Below are 14,513 nucleotides of genomic sequence, written 5' to 3'. Positions count from 1 at the left end.
CGTCGAGCACGGCGCCGGGGATGTGGCACGGTAGCGGGGGCGCCCGAGGGCCGGTGCGCCGCCGTACGGACCGAAGGGCTTGATTCGCGCATGGGCTCGCACGCCACTCTCACCGCCGCCACCCCCGACCGGATGGGCCGGCTCGGCCGGGAGCTGGCCGCGCTGCTGCGGCCGGGGGACCTGGTGCTGCTCTCCGGCGAGCTGGGAGCGGGGAAGACCACGCTGACCCGGGGCCTCGGCGAGGGGCTCCAGGTGCGCGGCGCGGTCACCTCGCCGACCTTCGTGATCGCCCGGGTGCACCCGTCGCTGGTCGGCGGCCCGGCCCTGGTGCACGTCGACGCGTACCGGCTGGGCGGGGACCTCGACGAGATGGAGGACCTCGACCTGGACGTCTCGCTGCCCGAGTCGGTGGTGGTGGTCGAGTGGGGCGAGGGCAAGGTCGAGCGGCTCTCGGAGGACCGGCTGGAGGTCCGGATCGAGCGGGCCATCGGCGCCGAGGCGGCGGCCGACGACCTGGACCCGCGCCGGGTGGAGCTGACCGGGATCGGCCCGCGCTGGGACGGCGTCGACCTGTCGGTGCTGGCCTGAGGGAGGCGGCCGGGCGGGTCACGGTTTGCCGACAGGCTGTCGGGAAGATGTTGCGGTCGGGGTCCCGGGCGTGGTGGGATGGGCTTTGAGGTTAGGTCTGCCTAACTAGGGAGGCGCCATGCCGAGCACCACGCCCGCCCCGGAGCGCGAACCGCGCGGGACCGGGGCCGAGGGGCCCGACCGCCGAGCCGCGGCGGAGCCGATGCGGGCCCTGCTGGCCGCCTGCGCGGCCGCCGAGGCGGTCTCCACCCCGCCCGGGCGCCGTCCGGCCGCGAACCCGCGGCCCGAGGAGCCGCCGGTGGACGGCGGCGCGCACGACACCCGCCGCGCCGCCTGATCCACACCCGGGTCAGGCGATCACGACCACCTTGGTGTCCTTCGGCGCGAAGTCCCAGAGCAGCTGGCCGTCCGCCCGGCTGCTGCGGATGCCGCCGGTCTTGGCCTTCGTGTCGCCGCCGCCGATCGCGGAGGGCGTGCCCGACGCGGACCTCGTCGGGGCGGCGGCCGGCGTGCCGGTGGCGCCGTCGACGGGGGCGCTGAAGCCGAACACCACGCCGTTCTGCTGGGCGAACCGCACCACGTGCTCGATCTGCTTGCCGTCGGTGCCGGTGCCGGACTGGGTGCGGCTGTACACGGGGTAGCTGCCGAGGGCCGGCTCGACCGTGCCCGGCGTGACCGGGAAGGCGGCCACCACCTGCGGGGTCTTCTTCGGGTCGATCAGCCAGACGTAGTGCGAGCCGACCGAGTAGACGACCCGCAGCCCGGTGCCGGTGCCCGCGGCGGGCAGCGTCGGGGCGGTCGGCGTGGGCGTGGCGGTCGGGGTGGCCGAGGCGGCCGGCCCGCTGGACGAGGCGGAGGTGCTCGCGCCGGGATTGGCCGCGATCGCGCGGTCCTGCGCGCCGTTGGCCTGGAAGGCCAGCAGGCTCACCACCGCCAGGGCCCCCAGGGTCAGCCCCGTGACCACTACTCCAGGACCCATCTTCGCCACGTGTGCTCCCACCGCCGTCCCAACAACCGTCGGCCCCATCGTGCCAGGTTCGCCCGTCCGGTCCGCATCGCGTCGGACGTGTGTTCCGCCGTGGAGCGGGTTTTCGGTCGTGCGGCGGACACCGGCCGGTGCGGCGCGTCCGCGCCGGACGCCGGGACCGGACCGGGTCCCGACAGGTCACCGCCCGACGTGATCCGGAAGAGAGGGCCTAACCTTGACCCGTGCTGCTGCTCGCGTTCGACACCGCTACCCCCGCCGTCACCGCCGCCGTCCACGACGGCACGGCCGTCCTCGCCGAGACCGATCAGGTCGACGCCAGGCGCCACGGCGAACTCCTGCTGCCCGCGATCGACCAGGTGCTGCGGGCGGCCGGTGTCGACAAGCACCGGCTGACCGGCATCGCCGTGGGCGTCGGCCCCGGCCCCTACACCGGCCTGCGGGTCGGCCTGGTGACCGCCGCCGCGCTGGGCCACGCCCTGGGCCTGCCGGTGCACGGCGTCTGCACCCTGGACGCGATCGCCCACCGGGCCCGCGCCGAGGGCCTGGCCGGCGAGCCGTTCACGGTGGCCACGGACGCGCGCCGCAAGGAGGTCTACTGGGCCGCGTACGACGCCGAGGGCCGCCGGACCGAGGGCCCGTCGGTGGACCGCCCGGGCGAGCTGACGCCGCCGGCCCGCTCGGTCGGCGCCGGCGCGCTGCTCTACCCGGACACCTTCCCCGGCGCGCACGGCCCCGAGCACGTCTCGGCCGGCGCGCTCGCCGACTTCGCCGCCGCCGAGCTGGCCGCCGGCCGGGACCTGCTGCCCAACGCCCCGCTCTACCTGCGCCGCCCGGACGCCCAGGTGCCGGCCGGCTACAAGGCGGTGCTCCCGGCGTGACCGGCCCGAGCACCGACGGGGCCGCGCGCACCACCGCCGTCCCCGCCGCCACGCTGCGCCCGATGCGCTGGTGGGACATCGCCCCGGTGCTGGCGCTGGAACTGGAGCTGTTCCCCGAGGACGCCTGGTCCGCCGGCATGTTCTGGTCCGAGCTGGCCGAGGCCCACCCGGGCGGCACCCGCCACTACACCGTCGCCGTCACCCCGGACGGCACGATCGTCGGCTACGCCGGGCTGATGGCGGTGGCCGCCGAGGGAGACGTGCAGACCATCGCCGTGGACGGCCGCCACCAGGGCACCGGGCTCGGCGCGGCGCTGCTCGCCGACCTGGTCCGGGAGGCCGCCCGGCGCGCGTGTGCGGACCTGCTGCTGGAGGTGCGGGTGGACAACACCCGCGCGCAGCGGCTCTACGAGCGCTTCGGCTTCGAGCCGGTCGGCATCCGGCGTGGCTACTACCAGCCGGCCGGCATCGACGCGCTGGTGATGCGCCTCGACCTCGCGGCCGCCGCCGTCGACGGTGCCGCCGCCCCCGAAGACCTCGACGAACCCGCGGACCACCCGCGACCGGACGTGAAGAAGGACACCCCCCATGGCTGACGAACCGCTCGTCCTCGGCATCGAGACCTCCTGCGACGAGACCGGCGTCGGCATCGTGCGCGGCACCACCCTGCTCGCCGACGCGGTGGCCTCCAGCGTCAACGACCACGCCCGGTTCGGCGGCGTCGTCCCCGAGATCGCCAGCCGCGCGCACCTGGAGGCGATGGTCCCCACCATCCAGCGCGCCCTGGACACCGCGGGCGTCAAGGCGAGCGACCTGGACGGCATCGCCGTCACCGCGGGGCCCGGCCTGGCCGGCGCGCTGCTGGTCGGCGTGAGCGCCGCCAAGGCGTACGCGTGGGCCCTGGACAAGCCGCTGTACGGCGTCAACCACCTCGCCTCGCACATCTGCGTGGACCAGCTGGAGCACGGCCGCCTGCCGTCCCCGACGATGGCCCTGCTGGTCTCCGGCGGGCACTCCTCGCTGCTGCTCAGCGAGGACATCACCAGCGATGTGCGCCCGCTCGGCGCGACCATCGACGACGCGGCCGGCGAGGCCTTCGACAAGGTGGCCCGGGTGCTCGGGCTCGGCTTCCCCGGCGGCCCGGTGGTGGACCGCACCGCCCGCGAGGGCGACCGCAAGGCGATCGCCTTCCCGCGCGGCCTGACCGGCCCCAGGGACCCGGAGTACGACTTCTCCTTCTCCGGCCTGAAGACCGCCGTCGCCCGCTGGGTGGAGGCCAGGCGCCGGGCCGGCGAGGAGGTGCCGATCGCCGACGTCGCGGCGTCCTTCCAGGAGGCGGTCACCGACGTGCTGACCCGCAAGGCGGTCAAGGCCTGCAAGGACAACGGCGTCGACCACCTGATGATCGGCGGCGGCGTCGCGGCCAACTCGCGGCTGCGCGAGATGGCCCAGCAGCGCTGTGACAAGGCCGGCATCCGGCTGCGGGTGCCGCGCCCGGGCCTGTGCACCGACAACGGCGCGATGGTCGCCGCGCTCGGCTCCGAGATGGTCTGGCGGGACCGCGCGCCGTCCTCCTTCGACCTGTCGGCGGACTCCTCGCTGCCCGTCACCGAGGTCCACGTCCCGCACACCGACTTCCACGGCCAGGCCTACCAGGCCCTGGGCGGGCAGGCGTGAGCACCACCGCCGCGATGTGGGAGGCCCGGGCCGCCGACGGGCGGGGCGCCGAGCTCTCCGCCTGGGTCCGGGAGACCGCGCTGCCCGCGCTGCGCGGCCGTACCGGACTGCTGCGCGCCGAGCTGTTCGCCGCTCCCGGCGAGCGTGTGCTGTTGATCACCTGGTGGTCCGGCGAGCCGGTGCCGGTGGCCGAGCCGCCCGCCGGCCTGCTGGGCCGTCCGGTGCACCGCTGGTCCTTCACCAGCGAGCATGTGGAGTAGCCGCTCGTAGCGTTCGCACGCCCGACCGGGAACCGAACGTCCGACCGTTACCGTGCTAGCGAGCGGGATCGCTGAACGGGAGCGGGGAGCACGGCGCGGTGAACAGGCACGGGCGGAGCAGGACGACGGCGTACGCGACGGGGGCGGTGGTCCTGCTGGCCGCCGCCACCGGGTGCGCGGGCGGGGGCGACAGCGGGGCCGCCTCCGCCGCCCTGGTGGCGCCGAGCAGCGCCACCGCCCCGGCCGGGGCCGCGTCGCCGCAGGGCGCGGCCAGTGCGCCGCCGAGCGCGCCGCCCGCCCCGGCCGCCGGGGACGCCGCCGCCTGGGCGAAGTGGCACCTCACGCCGCTGCCGCCGGCGCCCCCCGCGCCCGCCGACAAGCCGGTGAAGCTCCAGCGGACCGGCCCGGTCCCGGTGTTCAGCGAGGTGCGGACCACCGACAAGGTCGTCTTCCTCACCATCGACGACGGCGCCGAGAAGGACCCGGCGTTCGTCGAGATGCTGACCGACCTCAAGGTGCCGGTCTCGATGTTCCTGACCCGCGACATCGTCAAGGACGACTACGGCTACTTCAAGCGCCTCCAGGCGCTCGGCAACCACGTCCACAACCACACCGTGGACCACGCCCAGCTGAGCAGGGTGGCGCCGGAGAAGCAGAAGTCCGAGGTCTGCGACGCCCAGGCCGCGCTCACCCAGCAGTACGGCACCCCGCCGCTGCTGTTCCGCCCGCCGTACGGCGACGGCGCCAACACGCCGGCGCTCAACTCCGCGGTGCAGCAGTGCGGGCCGAAGGCGATCGTGCTGTGGCGCGAGTCGATGCAGATCCACGACATGCAGTACCAGGCGGCGGACAAGAAGCTGCGGCCCGGCGACATCGTGCTCGCCCACTTCCGGGGCCCGAAGGACCTCAAGGGCGAGACGATGACGCAGATGTTCGGGGAGCTGCTGGCCCGGATCCAGGAGCAGGGCTTCGCGGTGGCCCGGCTGGAGGACTACATCGCGGCGCCGCCCGCCTGAACGGCCGCGGCCGGCCCGGTCACCGGGTGACCGAGCATCATCAGCGGGCCGTGGTCGGTGCGGCTGAGGATCACCGTGACGGTGTTCGGGCCGCTGGGCCTCAGCTGGCGGCGCAGCTCCTCCGGGGTGATCGCCATCCCGCGCTTCTTGATCACCACCGTGCCGACGCCCCGCTCGCGCAGCAGCGCCTTGAGCTTCTTGATGTGGAACGGCAGCACGTCGGTCAGCTCGAAGCCGTGCGCGTAGGGGGTGTCGACCAGCTCGTCCGAGGTGACGTAGGCGATCTTCGGGTCGATCAGCCGCCCGCTCACCCGCTCCGCCACCTCGGCGACCAGATGGGCGCGGATCACCGCGCCGTCCGGCTCGTACAGGTAGCGGCCGACCGGGCCGGCCGGCGGATCGGGCAGGTCGCCGCCGGTGAGGCTGGCCCGCTGCGGCAGCAGGGTGGCGCGGTGCGGGCGCTCGGCCCGGGTGCCGAACCAGAGCACCGCCTCCTTGACGTCGCCGTGGTCGGAGACCCACTCGGCCTCCGCGTCGGCCGGCACCGCCTCGTGCGGGATGCCGGGGGCCACCTTCAGCGCGCCGACCGGGGTGCGCCGGCCGGCCCCGATCGCCCAGGACAGCGGCGGCGCGTACGCCTCGGGGTCGAAGACCCGGCCGCGCGAGGTGCGCCGTGCCGGGTCGGTGAAGACCGCGTCGAAGCCGGTGACGTCGACGTCGGCGACGTCCGCGCAGCGCACCTCGACCCGGTCGGCCAGGCCCAGGGCGGCCGCATTGGCGGCGGTGGCGGCGCAGGCGGCCGGGTCCTTGTCGACGGCGAGCACCTCGACGCCCGCCCGGGCCAGCGCCAGCACGTCGCCGCCGATCCCGCAGCAGAGGTCGGCCAGCCGCTTCACCCCGAGGTCCGCGAAGCGCCGCGCCCGCCACTCGGCGACCTCGCGCCGGGTGGACTGCTCGACGCCGTTGGGCGTGAAGTACATGAGATCGGCGTCGGCCCCGAACTTGGCCCGGGCCCGCTGCCGCAGCCGGGCCTGCCCGAAGGCCGCCGACACCAGATCGGCGGGGTGCTCCTTGCGCAGCCGGGTGGCCAGCGCCAGCTCCTCCCCGGGCGCGAAGTCGCGCAGTTCGGCGAGCAGGGACTGGCCCCGGTCGGTCAGCAGGGGCCGCAGGTCGTCGTTCTCCACAGGGCCATTCTCGCCGGTCGCGGCACGGGCCGGGGCCGCTCGGACCGGCTCGGTCATGGACCGGGTCCGCGGCCCCGGGCCTTCGCACATGAGTACGGCCACTCATCCACGGCGTGGTGCCGACGGGCGCGTCGTTGGCACTCTGGTTGACTGAGTGCTAACTGCGGCCTATGGTCGTCCTAGCACTCCCCACCGGGGGAGTGCTAACGCGACAGTGCGTGTCTGACCCCCGCGACGGCAGACGCGTGTGTTCGCCCCTACCCGTTAGAAAACCCCGTAATCTCCGAAGGGGAGCTCGGACGTGACCACCAGCAGCAAGGTTGCCATCAAGCCGCTCGAGGACCGCATCGTGGTCCAGCCGCTCGACGCCGAGACCACCACGGCCTCCGGCCTGGTTATCCCGGACACCGCCAAGGAGAAGCCCCAGGAGGGCGTCGTCCTGGCCGTCGGCCCGGGCCGCTTCGAGGACGGCCAGCGTCTGCCGCTCGACGTCGCCGTCGGTGACATCGTCCTGTACTCGAAGTACGGCGGCACCGAGGTGAAGTACCAGGGCGAGGAGTACCTGGTGCTCTCCGCCCGCGACGTTCTCGCCATCATCGAGAAGTAAAGCGTCCTGCCACGCCCCGGATCCGTGTCCCTAGTGACAGGGGACCGGGGCGTGGCTGTTGGTTCACGTAGTCGAGCGGCCGCCGCGAAGGCCGCACCCCCGAGGGAATAGGGAACATGGCGAAGATCCTGCAGTTCGACGAGGACGCCCGCCGCTCGCTGGAGCGCGGTGTCAACAAGCTGGCCGACACCGTCAAGGTGACCATCGGCCCCAAGGGCCGCAACGTCGTCATCGACAAGAAGTTCGGCGCCCCGACCATCACCAACGACGGTGTCACCATCGCCCGTGAGGTCGAGCTCGACGACCCGTACGAGAACCTTGGCGCGCAGCTCGTCAAGGAGGTCGCCACCAAGACCAACGACGTCGCGGGTGACGGCACCACCACCGCCACCGTGCTGGCCCAGGCCCTGGTCAACGAGGGTCTGCGCAACGTCGCCGCCGGCGCCGGCCCGGCCGCCCTGAAGAAGGGCATCGACAAGGCCGTCGCCGCCGTCTCCGAGCACCTGCTGTCGGTCGCCCGCGAGATCGAGGGCAAGGACGACGTCGCCGCCGTCGCCACCCTGTCCGCCCAGGACGCCCAGGTCGGCGAGCTGATCGCCGAGGCGATCGACAAGGTCGGCAAGGACGGTGTCATCACCGTCGAGGAGTCGAACACCTTCGGCGTGGAGCTGGACTTCACCGAGGGCATGCAGTTCGACAAGGGCTACCTGTCGCCGTACTTCGTCACCGACGCGGAGCGGCAGGAGGCGGTCCTCGAGGACCCGTACATCCTGATCAACCAGGGCAAGATCTCCTCCATCCAGGAGCTGCTGCCGCTGCTGGAGAAGATCCTGCAGGGCGGCACCTCCCGCCCGCTGCTGATCATCGCCGAGGACGTCGACGGCGAGGCGCTGTCCACCCTCGTGGTGAACAAGATCCGCGGCACCTTCAACGCGGTGGCCGTCAAGGCCCCGGGCTTCGGTGACCGCCGCAAGGCGATCCTCGGCGACCTGGCCGTCCTGACCGGCGGCACCGTGATCTCCGAGGAGGTCGGCCTCAAGCTCGACCAGGCCGGTCTGGACGTGCTGGGCTCGGCCCGCCGCGTGACCGTCACCAAGGACGACACGATCGTCGTCGACGGTGCCGGCGAGTCCGAGGCCGTGGCCGGCCGCGTCGCCCAGATCAAGGGCGAGATCGCCAACACCGACTCGGACTGGGACCGCGAGAAGCTGCAGGAGCGCCTGGCCAAGCTGGCCGGCGGCGTCTGCGTCATCCGCGTCGGTGCTGCCACCGAGGTGGAGCTCAAGGAGCGCAAGCACCGCCTGGAGGACGCCATCTCGGCGACCCGCGCCGCGGTCGAGGAGGGCATCGTCGCCGGTGGTGGCGCCTCCCTGGTCCACGCCGCCAAGGTGCTGAACGACGGCCTGGGCCTGTCCGGCGACGAGGCCACCGGTGTCGCGGTCGTCCGCAAGGCGCTGCACGAGCCGCTGCGCTGGATCGCCCAGAACGCCGGCCTGGAGGGCTACGTCATCACCTCCAAGGTCTCCGAGCTGGAGCAGGGCCAGGGCTACAACGCCGCCACCGGCGAGTACGGCGACCTGGTCAAGGCCGGCGTCATCGACCCGGTCAAGGTCACCCGCTCCGCCCTGGAGAACGCCGCCTCGATCGCCTCCCTGCTGCTCACCACCGAGACCCTCGTGGTGGAGAAGAAGGAGGAGGAGGCCGACAACGGTCACTCGCACGGTGGTCACGGCCACTCGCACTGAGGCCGCGGCTGCTGACCGCAGCCACTGACGCAGGCCCGGTCCGCGCCCCGCGAGGGGAGGCGGGCCGGGCCTGCGGCGTGTTCAAGGCTTCAACCATCAGTTGAATTTTGCGTGTTGCAAAGAATTCCTTATATCTTGGTGCCATGATCGAGGCCCGCCACCTGCGCGTCCTGCGTGCTGTCGCCCGCACCGGCTCCTTCTCCGCGGCCGCCCGCGAGCTGGGCTGCACCCAGCCCGCCATCAGCCAGCAGATGAAGGCGCTGGAGAAGTCCGTGGACACCCCGCTGGTGGTCCGATCCGGCCGCGGGATGCAGCTGAGCGAGGCCGGGCGGGTCCTGCTCAAGCATGCCACCGGGATCCTCGCCGGGCTCTCCGCCGCCGAGGAGGAGGTCGCGGCGATCGCCGGGCTGCGGGCCGGGCGGGTCCGGCTGGTCTCCTTCCCGACCGCCAGTTCCACCCTGGTGCCGCCCGCCGTCGCCCGGCTGCGGGACAGCCATCCGGGCGTGCGCGTGTCGCTGGTCGAGGCGGAGCCGCCGGAGTCGCTGGCGATGCTGCGCGGCGGCGAGTGCGAGGTGGCGCTCGCCTTCCGCTACCCGCAGGCCCCCGGATCCGCCCTCGCGCCGGCGCCCGCGCCCGCGCACGGCACACCCCGGGAGGCGCGGGCCGAGGCCAATCTGGAGGCCCAGCAGCTGAGCGCGGGGGCCGACTGGTCCGATCTGGTGGTCACCCCGCTGCTGGACGACCCGCTGGTCGGACTGCTGCCCGCCGGGCACCGGCTGGCCGGGCGGGGCGGGCCGGTGGAGTTGGCCGAGCTGGCGGGGGAGCAGTGGATCGCCGGCTGCCCGCAGTGCCGGGGCCACCTGGTGGAGCTCTGCGCGGGCGCCGGCTTCGAGCCGAGGATCGACTTCGCGACCGACGACTACCCGGCGGTGGTCGGGCTGGTGGCCGCCGGGCTCGGGGTGGCGGTGCTGCCCGGGCTGGCGCTGGAATCGGTGCGCCCCGACGGGGTGGCGCCGGTGGCGGTGCACGCCGCCTCGGGGGCGCCGGCGGTGCGGCAGGTCGTCGCGCTGACCCTGCCCGACCTCGCCGAGGTGCCGGCGGTGGCGCTGATGCTGGAGCGGCTGGCCGGGGCGGCGGCCGGGCGCTGACCCGTCGGCGCGCCGGGCCCGCGGCAGGCACGCCTCACCCCGGGAAGAAACGTTTCCTCCCGGTGGGCGGTGCCGGTGTCCTACTGCTGGGCCGCACCCGGCGCGGTGAGCGGTACCTCCACCAGGCGGTGGCGCGAACGGCCCATCATCTCCTCGCGCTCGTCCTCGGTCAGGCCTCCCCAGACGCCGTACGGCTCGCGGACCGCCAGCGCGTGCGCGGCGCACTCGGTGCGTACCGGGCAGCGCATGCAGACCTCCTTGGCGCTCGCCTCGCGCGAGCTCCGGGCCGCACCGCGCTCGCCCTCGGGGTGGAAGAAGAGCGAGCTGTCCACGCCGCGGCAGGCCGCGGAGAGCTGCCAGTCCCAGAGGTCCGCGTTGGGGCCGGGGAGTCGGGAGAAATCTGCCATGGCTCATTCCCTTCAGAGGTCGTCGACCGCGGGCCCCACCGGCGGATCGTGTCGGCGGTGGGGCGGCGGGGCGTCCGGCGCGGTGTGGACACCTGGAAATATGACTTACGGCAACTCCATGGACAAGTCACCCACAGAGTGGCACAACAGTCAATGACCATACAAAAGCTCGAAAACCGGGCAAAGTGGGCATGGCGGCCCGGCCGGCGGCCGCCGGGCGCGGATGTGGCATTCGGGTGGCCGACGGGCGCGCGCGGACCCGCGCGGGTGTGCGGGTTGTACGCCGACCGCGCGCGAGCTGCGCAAAAGTGCGGCGTGTGCACCGCGATGCGGCTGATCGGTAACGGGTCGGCCACGTACAGTGGTGGAGGTGGCCCCGAAGGCCGTAACTCATTCGAGTGATGGTCGTTGGAAGTGCGGAGGCGGTTAGCGGACGCCGGACGTCGGGAACGATCGCGGGGAATCTCAGGCGATCAGCACGGAGTCTGACGCCGATCGGCCGTGTCGGAGAGGTTCGTACCAGCCAGGAGGCTCAACGTGACGCGGATCAGCTGCGGAGGACGACGGTCATGACTTCCGTTCTCGTTTGCGACGATTCCCCGCTCGCCCGCGAGGCGCTTCGCCGCGCGGTCGCGACCGTACCCGGTGTCGACCGGGTCACCACCGCGACGAACGGGGAGGAGGTCCTCCGCCGCTGGGTGGCCGACCGCTCCGATCTCGTCCTGATGGACGTCCGGATGCCCGGCCTCGGCGGGGTGGAGACGGTGCGGCGGCTGCTGTCCGCCGACCCGGGCGCCCGGATCATCATGCTCACCGTCGCCGAGGACCTCGACGGTGTCGCCCTCGCGGTCGCCGCGGGCGCCCGCGGGTACCTGCACAAGGACGCCTCGCGCGCCGAACTGCGGGCCACCGTCACCCAGGCGCTCGCCGACCCGACCTGGCGGCTCGCCCCGCGCCGGCTGCGCAGCCCCGACATGGGCGCGGCCCCGACCTTGACGGCGCGTGAGATCCAGGTGCTCGAAGGCATGAGCCACGGCCGCAGCAACGCCGAGATCGGGCGCGAGCTGTTCCTCTCCGAGGACACCGTCAAGACCCACGCCCGACGGCTGTTCAAGAAGCTCGGCGCCTCGGACCGCGCGCACGCGGTGGCGCTGGGTTTCCGCTGGGGCCTGGTCCGCTGACCGCCGCCGGCGCCGCCGGTTGCGGCACGCTCCGCGCGATTGCCCGCGCGGGGGCGTGTGACGTTACGGTCCCGAGGTTGCACCATGGAGGAGTGGAGCACCTCGGGGACCAGCGGACAGGAACTGCGGCGAACCACGCAGCCGCAGGAGACTCGGCGGACGGCGCCGCGGACGGGACCGCCCGGGGCGGCGGGGCGGGAGGCGGGACGGTGCAGGAGGGGCCGGTGGTGCGGACCGGTGCGGCACCGCATAACGTTCCGGTGCACAACTCCGGACGCGGTGCCGCGTTTTCCCGCGCGACCAGGCACCATGGACCGATGCGTGACGACGTGACCGGGGCTCCCGGTGAGGCGGACCCGGTGGAGGCCGAGCCCTCCGCGCCCGGGCCCGGCCCGGCGTACGCGGAACCGGCCGACGGGCCCGGCGCGCTCGCCGAACTGGTCGCGGCCGCCGTCCGCGGCGAGGGACCGGCGATCGACGCGCTGCTCGCCCACGTCCACCCGCTGGCCCTGCGGTACTGCCGCGGCCGGCTGGTCCGGCTGCCCGGCGGCGCCCGGCACCACGTGGACGACATCGCGCAGGAGGTCTGCGTCGCGGTGCTCTGCGCGCTGCCCCGGTACAAGGACCAGGGGCGCCCGTTCGAGGCCTTCGTCTACGGGATCGCCGCGCACAAGATCGCCGACCTGCAGCGGGCCGCGATGCGCGGGCCCGGCTCGACGGTGATCCCGCAGGACGACCTGCCGGAGGTGCCGGACGACGCGCTCGGCCCGGAGGAGCGGGCGCTGCTCAGCAGCGACGCCGCCTGGGCCAAGGAGCTGCTCTCCAACCTGCCGGCCAGGCAGCGCGAGCTGGTGCTGCTGCGGGTGGCCGCCGGGCTCTCGGCGGAGGAGACCGGCGAGGTGCTCGGGATGTCCCCGGGGGCGGTCCGGGTCGCCCAGCACCGCGCGCTGAGCAGGCTGCGGGCGCTCGCCGAGGAGTCCTCCTAGCGCCGGAATGGCTCATGGCCGGCCTTTGTTGTCAAGGGCACACGAGAGCGCATTCGCGGTGCCAGTACCATGGGGTATCGGCGCCTGGGCGGGTCGCCAAAGTTTCGACGGTGTGCACGGGTTTTCCCTGGAGGATCCTCCAAAGGCCACCGGGCTTTCGGCGGTCCGAGCGAGTGAGCTGATGACAGCGCCCCCACCCTCAGGGCGCGAGCTGATCGAGCCGGCCACGGAAGGTACCCCCGAAATGTCTTACAACGCCGCAGGCGTACCCGAGAAGTTCGCGATGCTCGGACTCACGTACGACGACGTCCTGCTGCTGCCGGGGGCGTCCGAGGTGCTGCCGAACCAGGTCGACACCTCCTCGCGGGTCTCGCGCAACGTGCGCGTCAACATTCCGCTGCTCTCCGCGGCGATGGACAAGGTCACCGAGTCGCGGATGGCGATCGCGATGGCCCGTCAGGGCGGTGTCGGCGTCCTGCACCGCAACCTGTCGGTCGAGGACCAGGCCAACCAGGTCGACCTGGTGAAGCGCTCCGAGTCCGGCATGGTCACCGACCCGATCACGGTCGGCCCGGACACCACGCTCGCCGAGGCCGACGCGCTCTGCGCCAAGTTCCGGATCTCCGGTGTGCCGATCGCCGACGAGAGCGGCAAGCTGCTCGGCATCGTCACCAACCGCGACATGGCTTTCGAGACGGACCGCACCCGCCAGGTCCGCGAGATCATGACCCCGATGCCGCTGATCACCGGCAAGGTCGGCATCTCCGGCGTCGACGCCATGGCGCTGCTCCGCCGCCACAAGATCGAGAAGCTGCCGCTGGTCGACGACGACGGCCGGATCAAGGGCCTCATCACCGTCAAGGACTTCGTCAAGGCCGAGCAGTACCCGAACGCCGCCAAGGACGCCGAGGGCCGGCTGCTGGTCGGCGCCGCCGTCGGTGCCAGCGCCGAGGCCTTCGACCGCGCCCAGGCCCTGGTCGAGGCGGGCGTGGACTTCCTGGTCGTCGACACCTCGCACGGCCACAGCCACAACGCGCTGGCCTGGATCGCCAAGATCAAGTCGGCCGTCAAGGTCGACGTGGTCGGCGGCAACGTCGCCACCCGTGACGGCGCCCAGGCGCTGATCGACGCCGGCGTGGACGGCGTCAAGGTCGGCGTCGGCCCGGGCTCCATCTGCACCACCCGCGTGGTCGCCGGCATCGGCGTCCCCCAGGTCACCGCGATCTACGAGGCCGCGCTGGCCTGCCAGGCGGCCGGCGTGCCGGTCATCGGCGACGGCGGCCTGCAGTACTCCGGCGACATCGGCAAGGCGCTCGCCGCCGGTGCCGACACCGTGATGCTGGGCTCGCTGCTGGCCGGCTGCGAGGAGTCCCCGGGCGAGCTGATGTTCATCAACGGCAAGCAGTTCAAGTCCTACCGCGGCATGGGCTCGCTGGGCGCCATGCAGTCCCGCGGCCAGGGCCGGTCCTACTCCAAGGACCGCTACTTCCAGGCCGAGGTCGCCTCGGACGACAAGCTCGTCCCCGAGGGCATTGAGGGCCAGGTGCCCTACCGCGGCCCGCTCGCCGCGGTGCTGCACCAGCTGGTCGGCGGCCTGCGCCAGACCATGGGCTACGTCGGCGCGGCCACCGTCGCCGAGATGGAGAGCAAGGGCCGGTTCGTCCGGATCACCTCGGCGGGCCTCAAGGAGAGCCACCCGCACGACATCCAGATGACCGTCGAGGCGCCGAACTACAGCGCCCGCCGCTGATCCCGGTACCCGGCCGCGGGGCCCGCCACCGCTCGGTGGCGGGCCCCGCGGGCTGTCCGGGCACCCACCCCTCGCGGGGCCGGGCGGCAGGCGGCGCC

General features: G+C 73.5%; 16 protein-coding genes. 13 read left to right on the top strand and 3 right to left on the bottom strand.

What is annotated here, in order from left to right; translation table 11 throughout:
• Window positions 1-90: 90 nt before the first annotated feature.
• Both tsaE and ABTX81_RS07375 read left to right on the top strand, forming a co-directional pair.
• Window positions 91-588: a tRNA (adenosine(37)-N6)-threonylcarbamoyltransferase complex ATPase subunit type 1 TsaE gene (tsaE, locus tag ABTX81_RS07380; RefSeq protein ID WP_350542279.1), complete on the top strand. Its 498-nt coding sequence runs from the start codon at window positions 91-93 to the stop codon at window positions 586-588.
• 118 nt (window positions 589-706) lie between these two features.
• Window positions 707-925 (top strand): hypothetical protein, encoded by a 219-nt coding sequence (locus ABTX81_RS07375; protein WP_350542278.1) that lies wholly within the window; start codon window positions 707-709, stop codon window positions 923-925.
• Between the two features lie 12 nt (window positions 926-937).
• On the opposite strand, the gene ABTX81_RS07370 is transcribed toward ABTX81_RS07375, so the two are convergent.
• Window positions 938-1,567 (bottom strand): hypothetical protein, encoded by a 630-nt coding sequence (locus tag ABTX81_RS07370; protein ID WP_350542521.1) that lies wholly within the window; start codon window positions 1,565-1,567, stop codon window positions 938-940.
• A gap of 230 nt (window positions 1,568-1,797) precedes the next feature.
• Here ABTX81_RS07370 and tsaB point away from each other — a divergent pair, with 230 nt between their 5' ends.
• From tsaB to ABTX81_RS07345, 5 genes are all read left to right on the top strand, one after another.
• Window positions 1,798-2,454 carry a tRNA (adenosine(37)-N6)-threonylcarbamoyltransferase complex dimerization subunit type 1 TsaB gene (gene tsaB, locus ABTX81_RS07365; RefSeq protein WP_350542277.1) on the top strand — a complete coding sequence of 219 codons (657 nt, stop codon included), beginning with the start codon at window positions 1,798-1,800 and terminating at the stop codon, window positions 2,452-2,454.
• Between the two features lie 62 nt (window positions 2,455-2,516).
• Window positions 2,517-3,050, top strand: coding sequence for a ribosomal protein S18-alanine N-acetyltransferase (gene rimI, locus ABTX81_RS07360; RefSeq protein ID WP_350542520.1), 534 nt, complete (start codon window positions 2,517-2,519; stop codon window positions 3,048-3,050).
• Window positions 3,043-4,131: a tRNA (adenosine(37)-N6)-threonylcarbamoyltransferase complex transferase subunit TsaD gene (gene tsaD / locus ABTX81_RS07355; RefSeq protein ID WP_350542276.1), complete on the top strand. Its 1,089-nt coding sequence runs from the start codon at window positions 3,043-3,045 to the stop codon at window positions 4,129-4,131. Before rimI ends, tsaD begins: the two co-directional genes overlap by 8 nt.
• Complete coding sequence (locus tag ABTX81_RS07350) at window positions 4,128-4,391, top strand: hypothetical protein (protein ID WP_502892719.1); 264 nt, start codon at window positions 4,128-4,130, stop codon at window positions 4,389-4,391. Before tsaD ends, ABTX81_RS07350 begins: the two co-directional genes overlap by 4 nt.
• Before the next feature lie 98 nt (window positions 4,392-4,489).
• Window positions 4,490-5,407, top strand: a complete 918-nt coding sequence (locus ABTX81_RS07345; protein WP_350542275.1) for a polysaccharide deacetylase family protein — start codon at window positions 4,490-4,492, stop codon at window positions 5,405-5,407.
• On the opposite strand, the gene ABTX81_RS07340 is transcribed toward ABTX81_RS07345, so the two are convergent.
• Window positions 5,383-6,591 carry a class I SAM-dependent methyltransferase gene (locus tag ABTX81_RS07340; RefSeq protein ID WP_350542274.1) on the bottom strand — a complete coding sequence of 403 codons (1,209 nt, stop codon included), beginning with the start codon at window positions 6,589-6,591 and terminating at the stop codon, window positions 5,383-5,385. The genes ABTX81_RS07345 and ABTX81_RS07340 overlap by 25 nt on opposite strands.
• A 301-nt stretch (window positions 6,592-6,892) precedes the next feature.
• Between ABTX81_RS07340 and groES the strand changes: the two genes are divergently transcribed.
• From groES to ABTX81_RS07325, 3 genes are all read left to right on the top strand, one after another.
• Complete coding sequence (gene groES / locus ABTX81_RS07335) at window positions 6,893-7,198, top strand: co-chaperone GroES (RefSeq protein ID WP_014136232.1); 306 nt, start codon at window positions 6,893-6,895, stop codon at window positions 7,196-7,198.
• 116 nt (window positions 7,199-7,314) lie between these two features.
• Entirely contained in the window at window positions 7,315-8,943 is a 1,629-nt protein-coding gene (gene groL / locus ABTX81_RS07330) for a chaperonin GroEL (RefSeq protein WP_350542273.1), read from the top strand.
• A gap of 143 nt (window positions 8,944-9,086) precedes the next feature.
• Window positions 9,087-10,091 (top strand): LysR family transcriptional regulator, encoded by a 1,005-nt coding sequence (locus ABTX81_RS07325; protein ID WP_350542272.1) that lies wholly within the window; start codon window positions 9,087-9,089, stop codon window positions 10,089-10,091.
• A gap of 80 nt (window positions 10,092-10,171) precedes the next feature.
• Here the strand turns inward: ABTX81_RS07325 and ABTX81_RS07320 are convergent, their stop codons facing one another.
• Window positions 10,172-10,498: a WhiB family transcriptional regulator gene (locus ABTX81_RS07320; protein ID WP_350542271.1), complete on the bottom strand. Its 327-nt coding sequence runs from the start codon at window positions 10,496-10,498 to the stop codon at window positions 10,172-10,174.
• Between the two features lie 569 nt (window positions 10,499-11,067).
• Here ABTX81_RS07320 and ABTX81_RS07315 point away from each other — a divergent pair.
• From ABTX81_RS07315 to guaB, 3 genes are all read left to right on the top strand, one after another.
• The gene (locus tag ABTX81_RS07315; protein WP_014136228.1) at window positions 11,068-11,679 is read left to right on the top strand and encodes a response regulator transcription factor; all 612 of its coding nucleotides are present in this window, start codon (window positions 11,068-11,070) and stop codon (window positions 11,677-11,679) included.
• Between the two features lie 317 nt (window positions 11,680-11,996).
• Window positions 11,997-12,665, top strand: a complete 669-nt coding sequence (gene shbA / locus ABTX81_RS07310; RefSeq protein ID WP_350542270.1) for an RNA polymerase sigma factor ShbA — start codon at window positions 11,997-11,999, stop codon at window positions 12,663-12,665.
• 244 nt (window positions 12,666-12,909) lie between these two features.
• Entirely contained in the window at window positions 12,910-14,415 is a 1,506-nt protein-coding gene (gene guaB / locus ABTX81_RS07305; RefSeq protein WP_350542269.1) for an IMP dehydrogenase, read from the top strand.
• The last annotated feature ends 98 nt before the right edge of the window (window positions 14,416-14,513 follow it).

The sequence above is a fragment of the Kitasatospora sp. NPDC097605 genome (genome assembly GCF_040302725.1).
Taxonomy (GTDB): domain Bacteria; phylum Actinomycetota; class Actinomycetes; order Streptomycetales; family Streptomycetaceae; genus Kitasatospora.
Note: the sequence above shows the minus strand (reverse complement) of the source record. Positions and strands in the feature narration are given on the sequence as shown.

Excerpts from the sequence above, each read along its gene's own strand:
- tsaE (WP_350542279.1), top strand. The coding sequence starts at position 91 with ATGGGCTCGCACGCCACTCTCACCGCCGCCACCCCCGACCGGATGGGC.
- ABTX81_RS07375 (WP_350542278.1), top strand. The coding sequence starts at position 707 with ATGCCGAGCACCACGCCCGCCCCGGAGCGCGAACCGCGCGGGACCGGG.
- ABTX81_RS07370 (WP_350542521.1), bottom strand. The coding sequence starts at position 1,567 with ATGGGTCCTGGAGTAGTGGTCACGGGGCTGACCCTGGGGGCCCTGGCG.
- rimI (WP_350542520.1), top strand. The coding sequence starts at position 2,517 with ATGCGCTGGTGGGACATCGCCCCGGTGCTGGCGCTGGAACTGGAGCTG.
- tsaD (WP_350542276.1), top strand. The coding sequence starts at position 3,043 with ATGGCTGACGAACCGCTCGTCCTCGGCATCGAGACCTCCTGCGACGAG.
- groL (WP_350542273.1), top strand. The coding sequence starts at position 7,315 with ATGGCGAAGATCCTGCAGTTCGACGAGGACGCCCGCCGCTCGCTGGAG.
- ABTX81_RS07325 (WP_350542272.1), top strand. The coding sequence starts at position 9,087 with ATGATCGAGGCCCGCCACCTGCGCGTCCTGCGTGCTGTCGCCCGCACC.
- ABTX81_RS07320 (WP_350542271.1), bottom strand. The coding sequence starts at position 10,498 with ATGGCAGATTTCTCCCGACTCCCCGGCCCCAACGCGGACCTCTGGGAC.
- ABTX81_RS07315 (WP_014136228.1), top strand. The coding sequence starts at position 11,068 with ATGACTTCCGTTCTCGTTTGCGACGATTCCCCGCTCGCCCGCGAGGCG.
- shbA (WP_350542270.1), top strand. The coding sequence starts at position 11,997 with ATGCGTGACGACGTGACCGGGGCTCCCGGTGAGGCGGACCCGGTGGAG.
- guaB (WP_350542269.1), top strand. The coding sequence starts at position 12,910 with ATGTCTTACAACGCCGCAGGCGTACCCGAGAAGTTCGCGATGCTCGGA.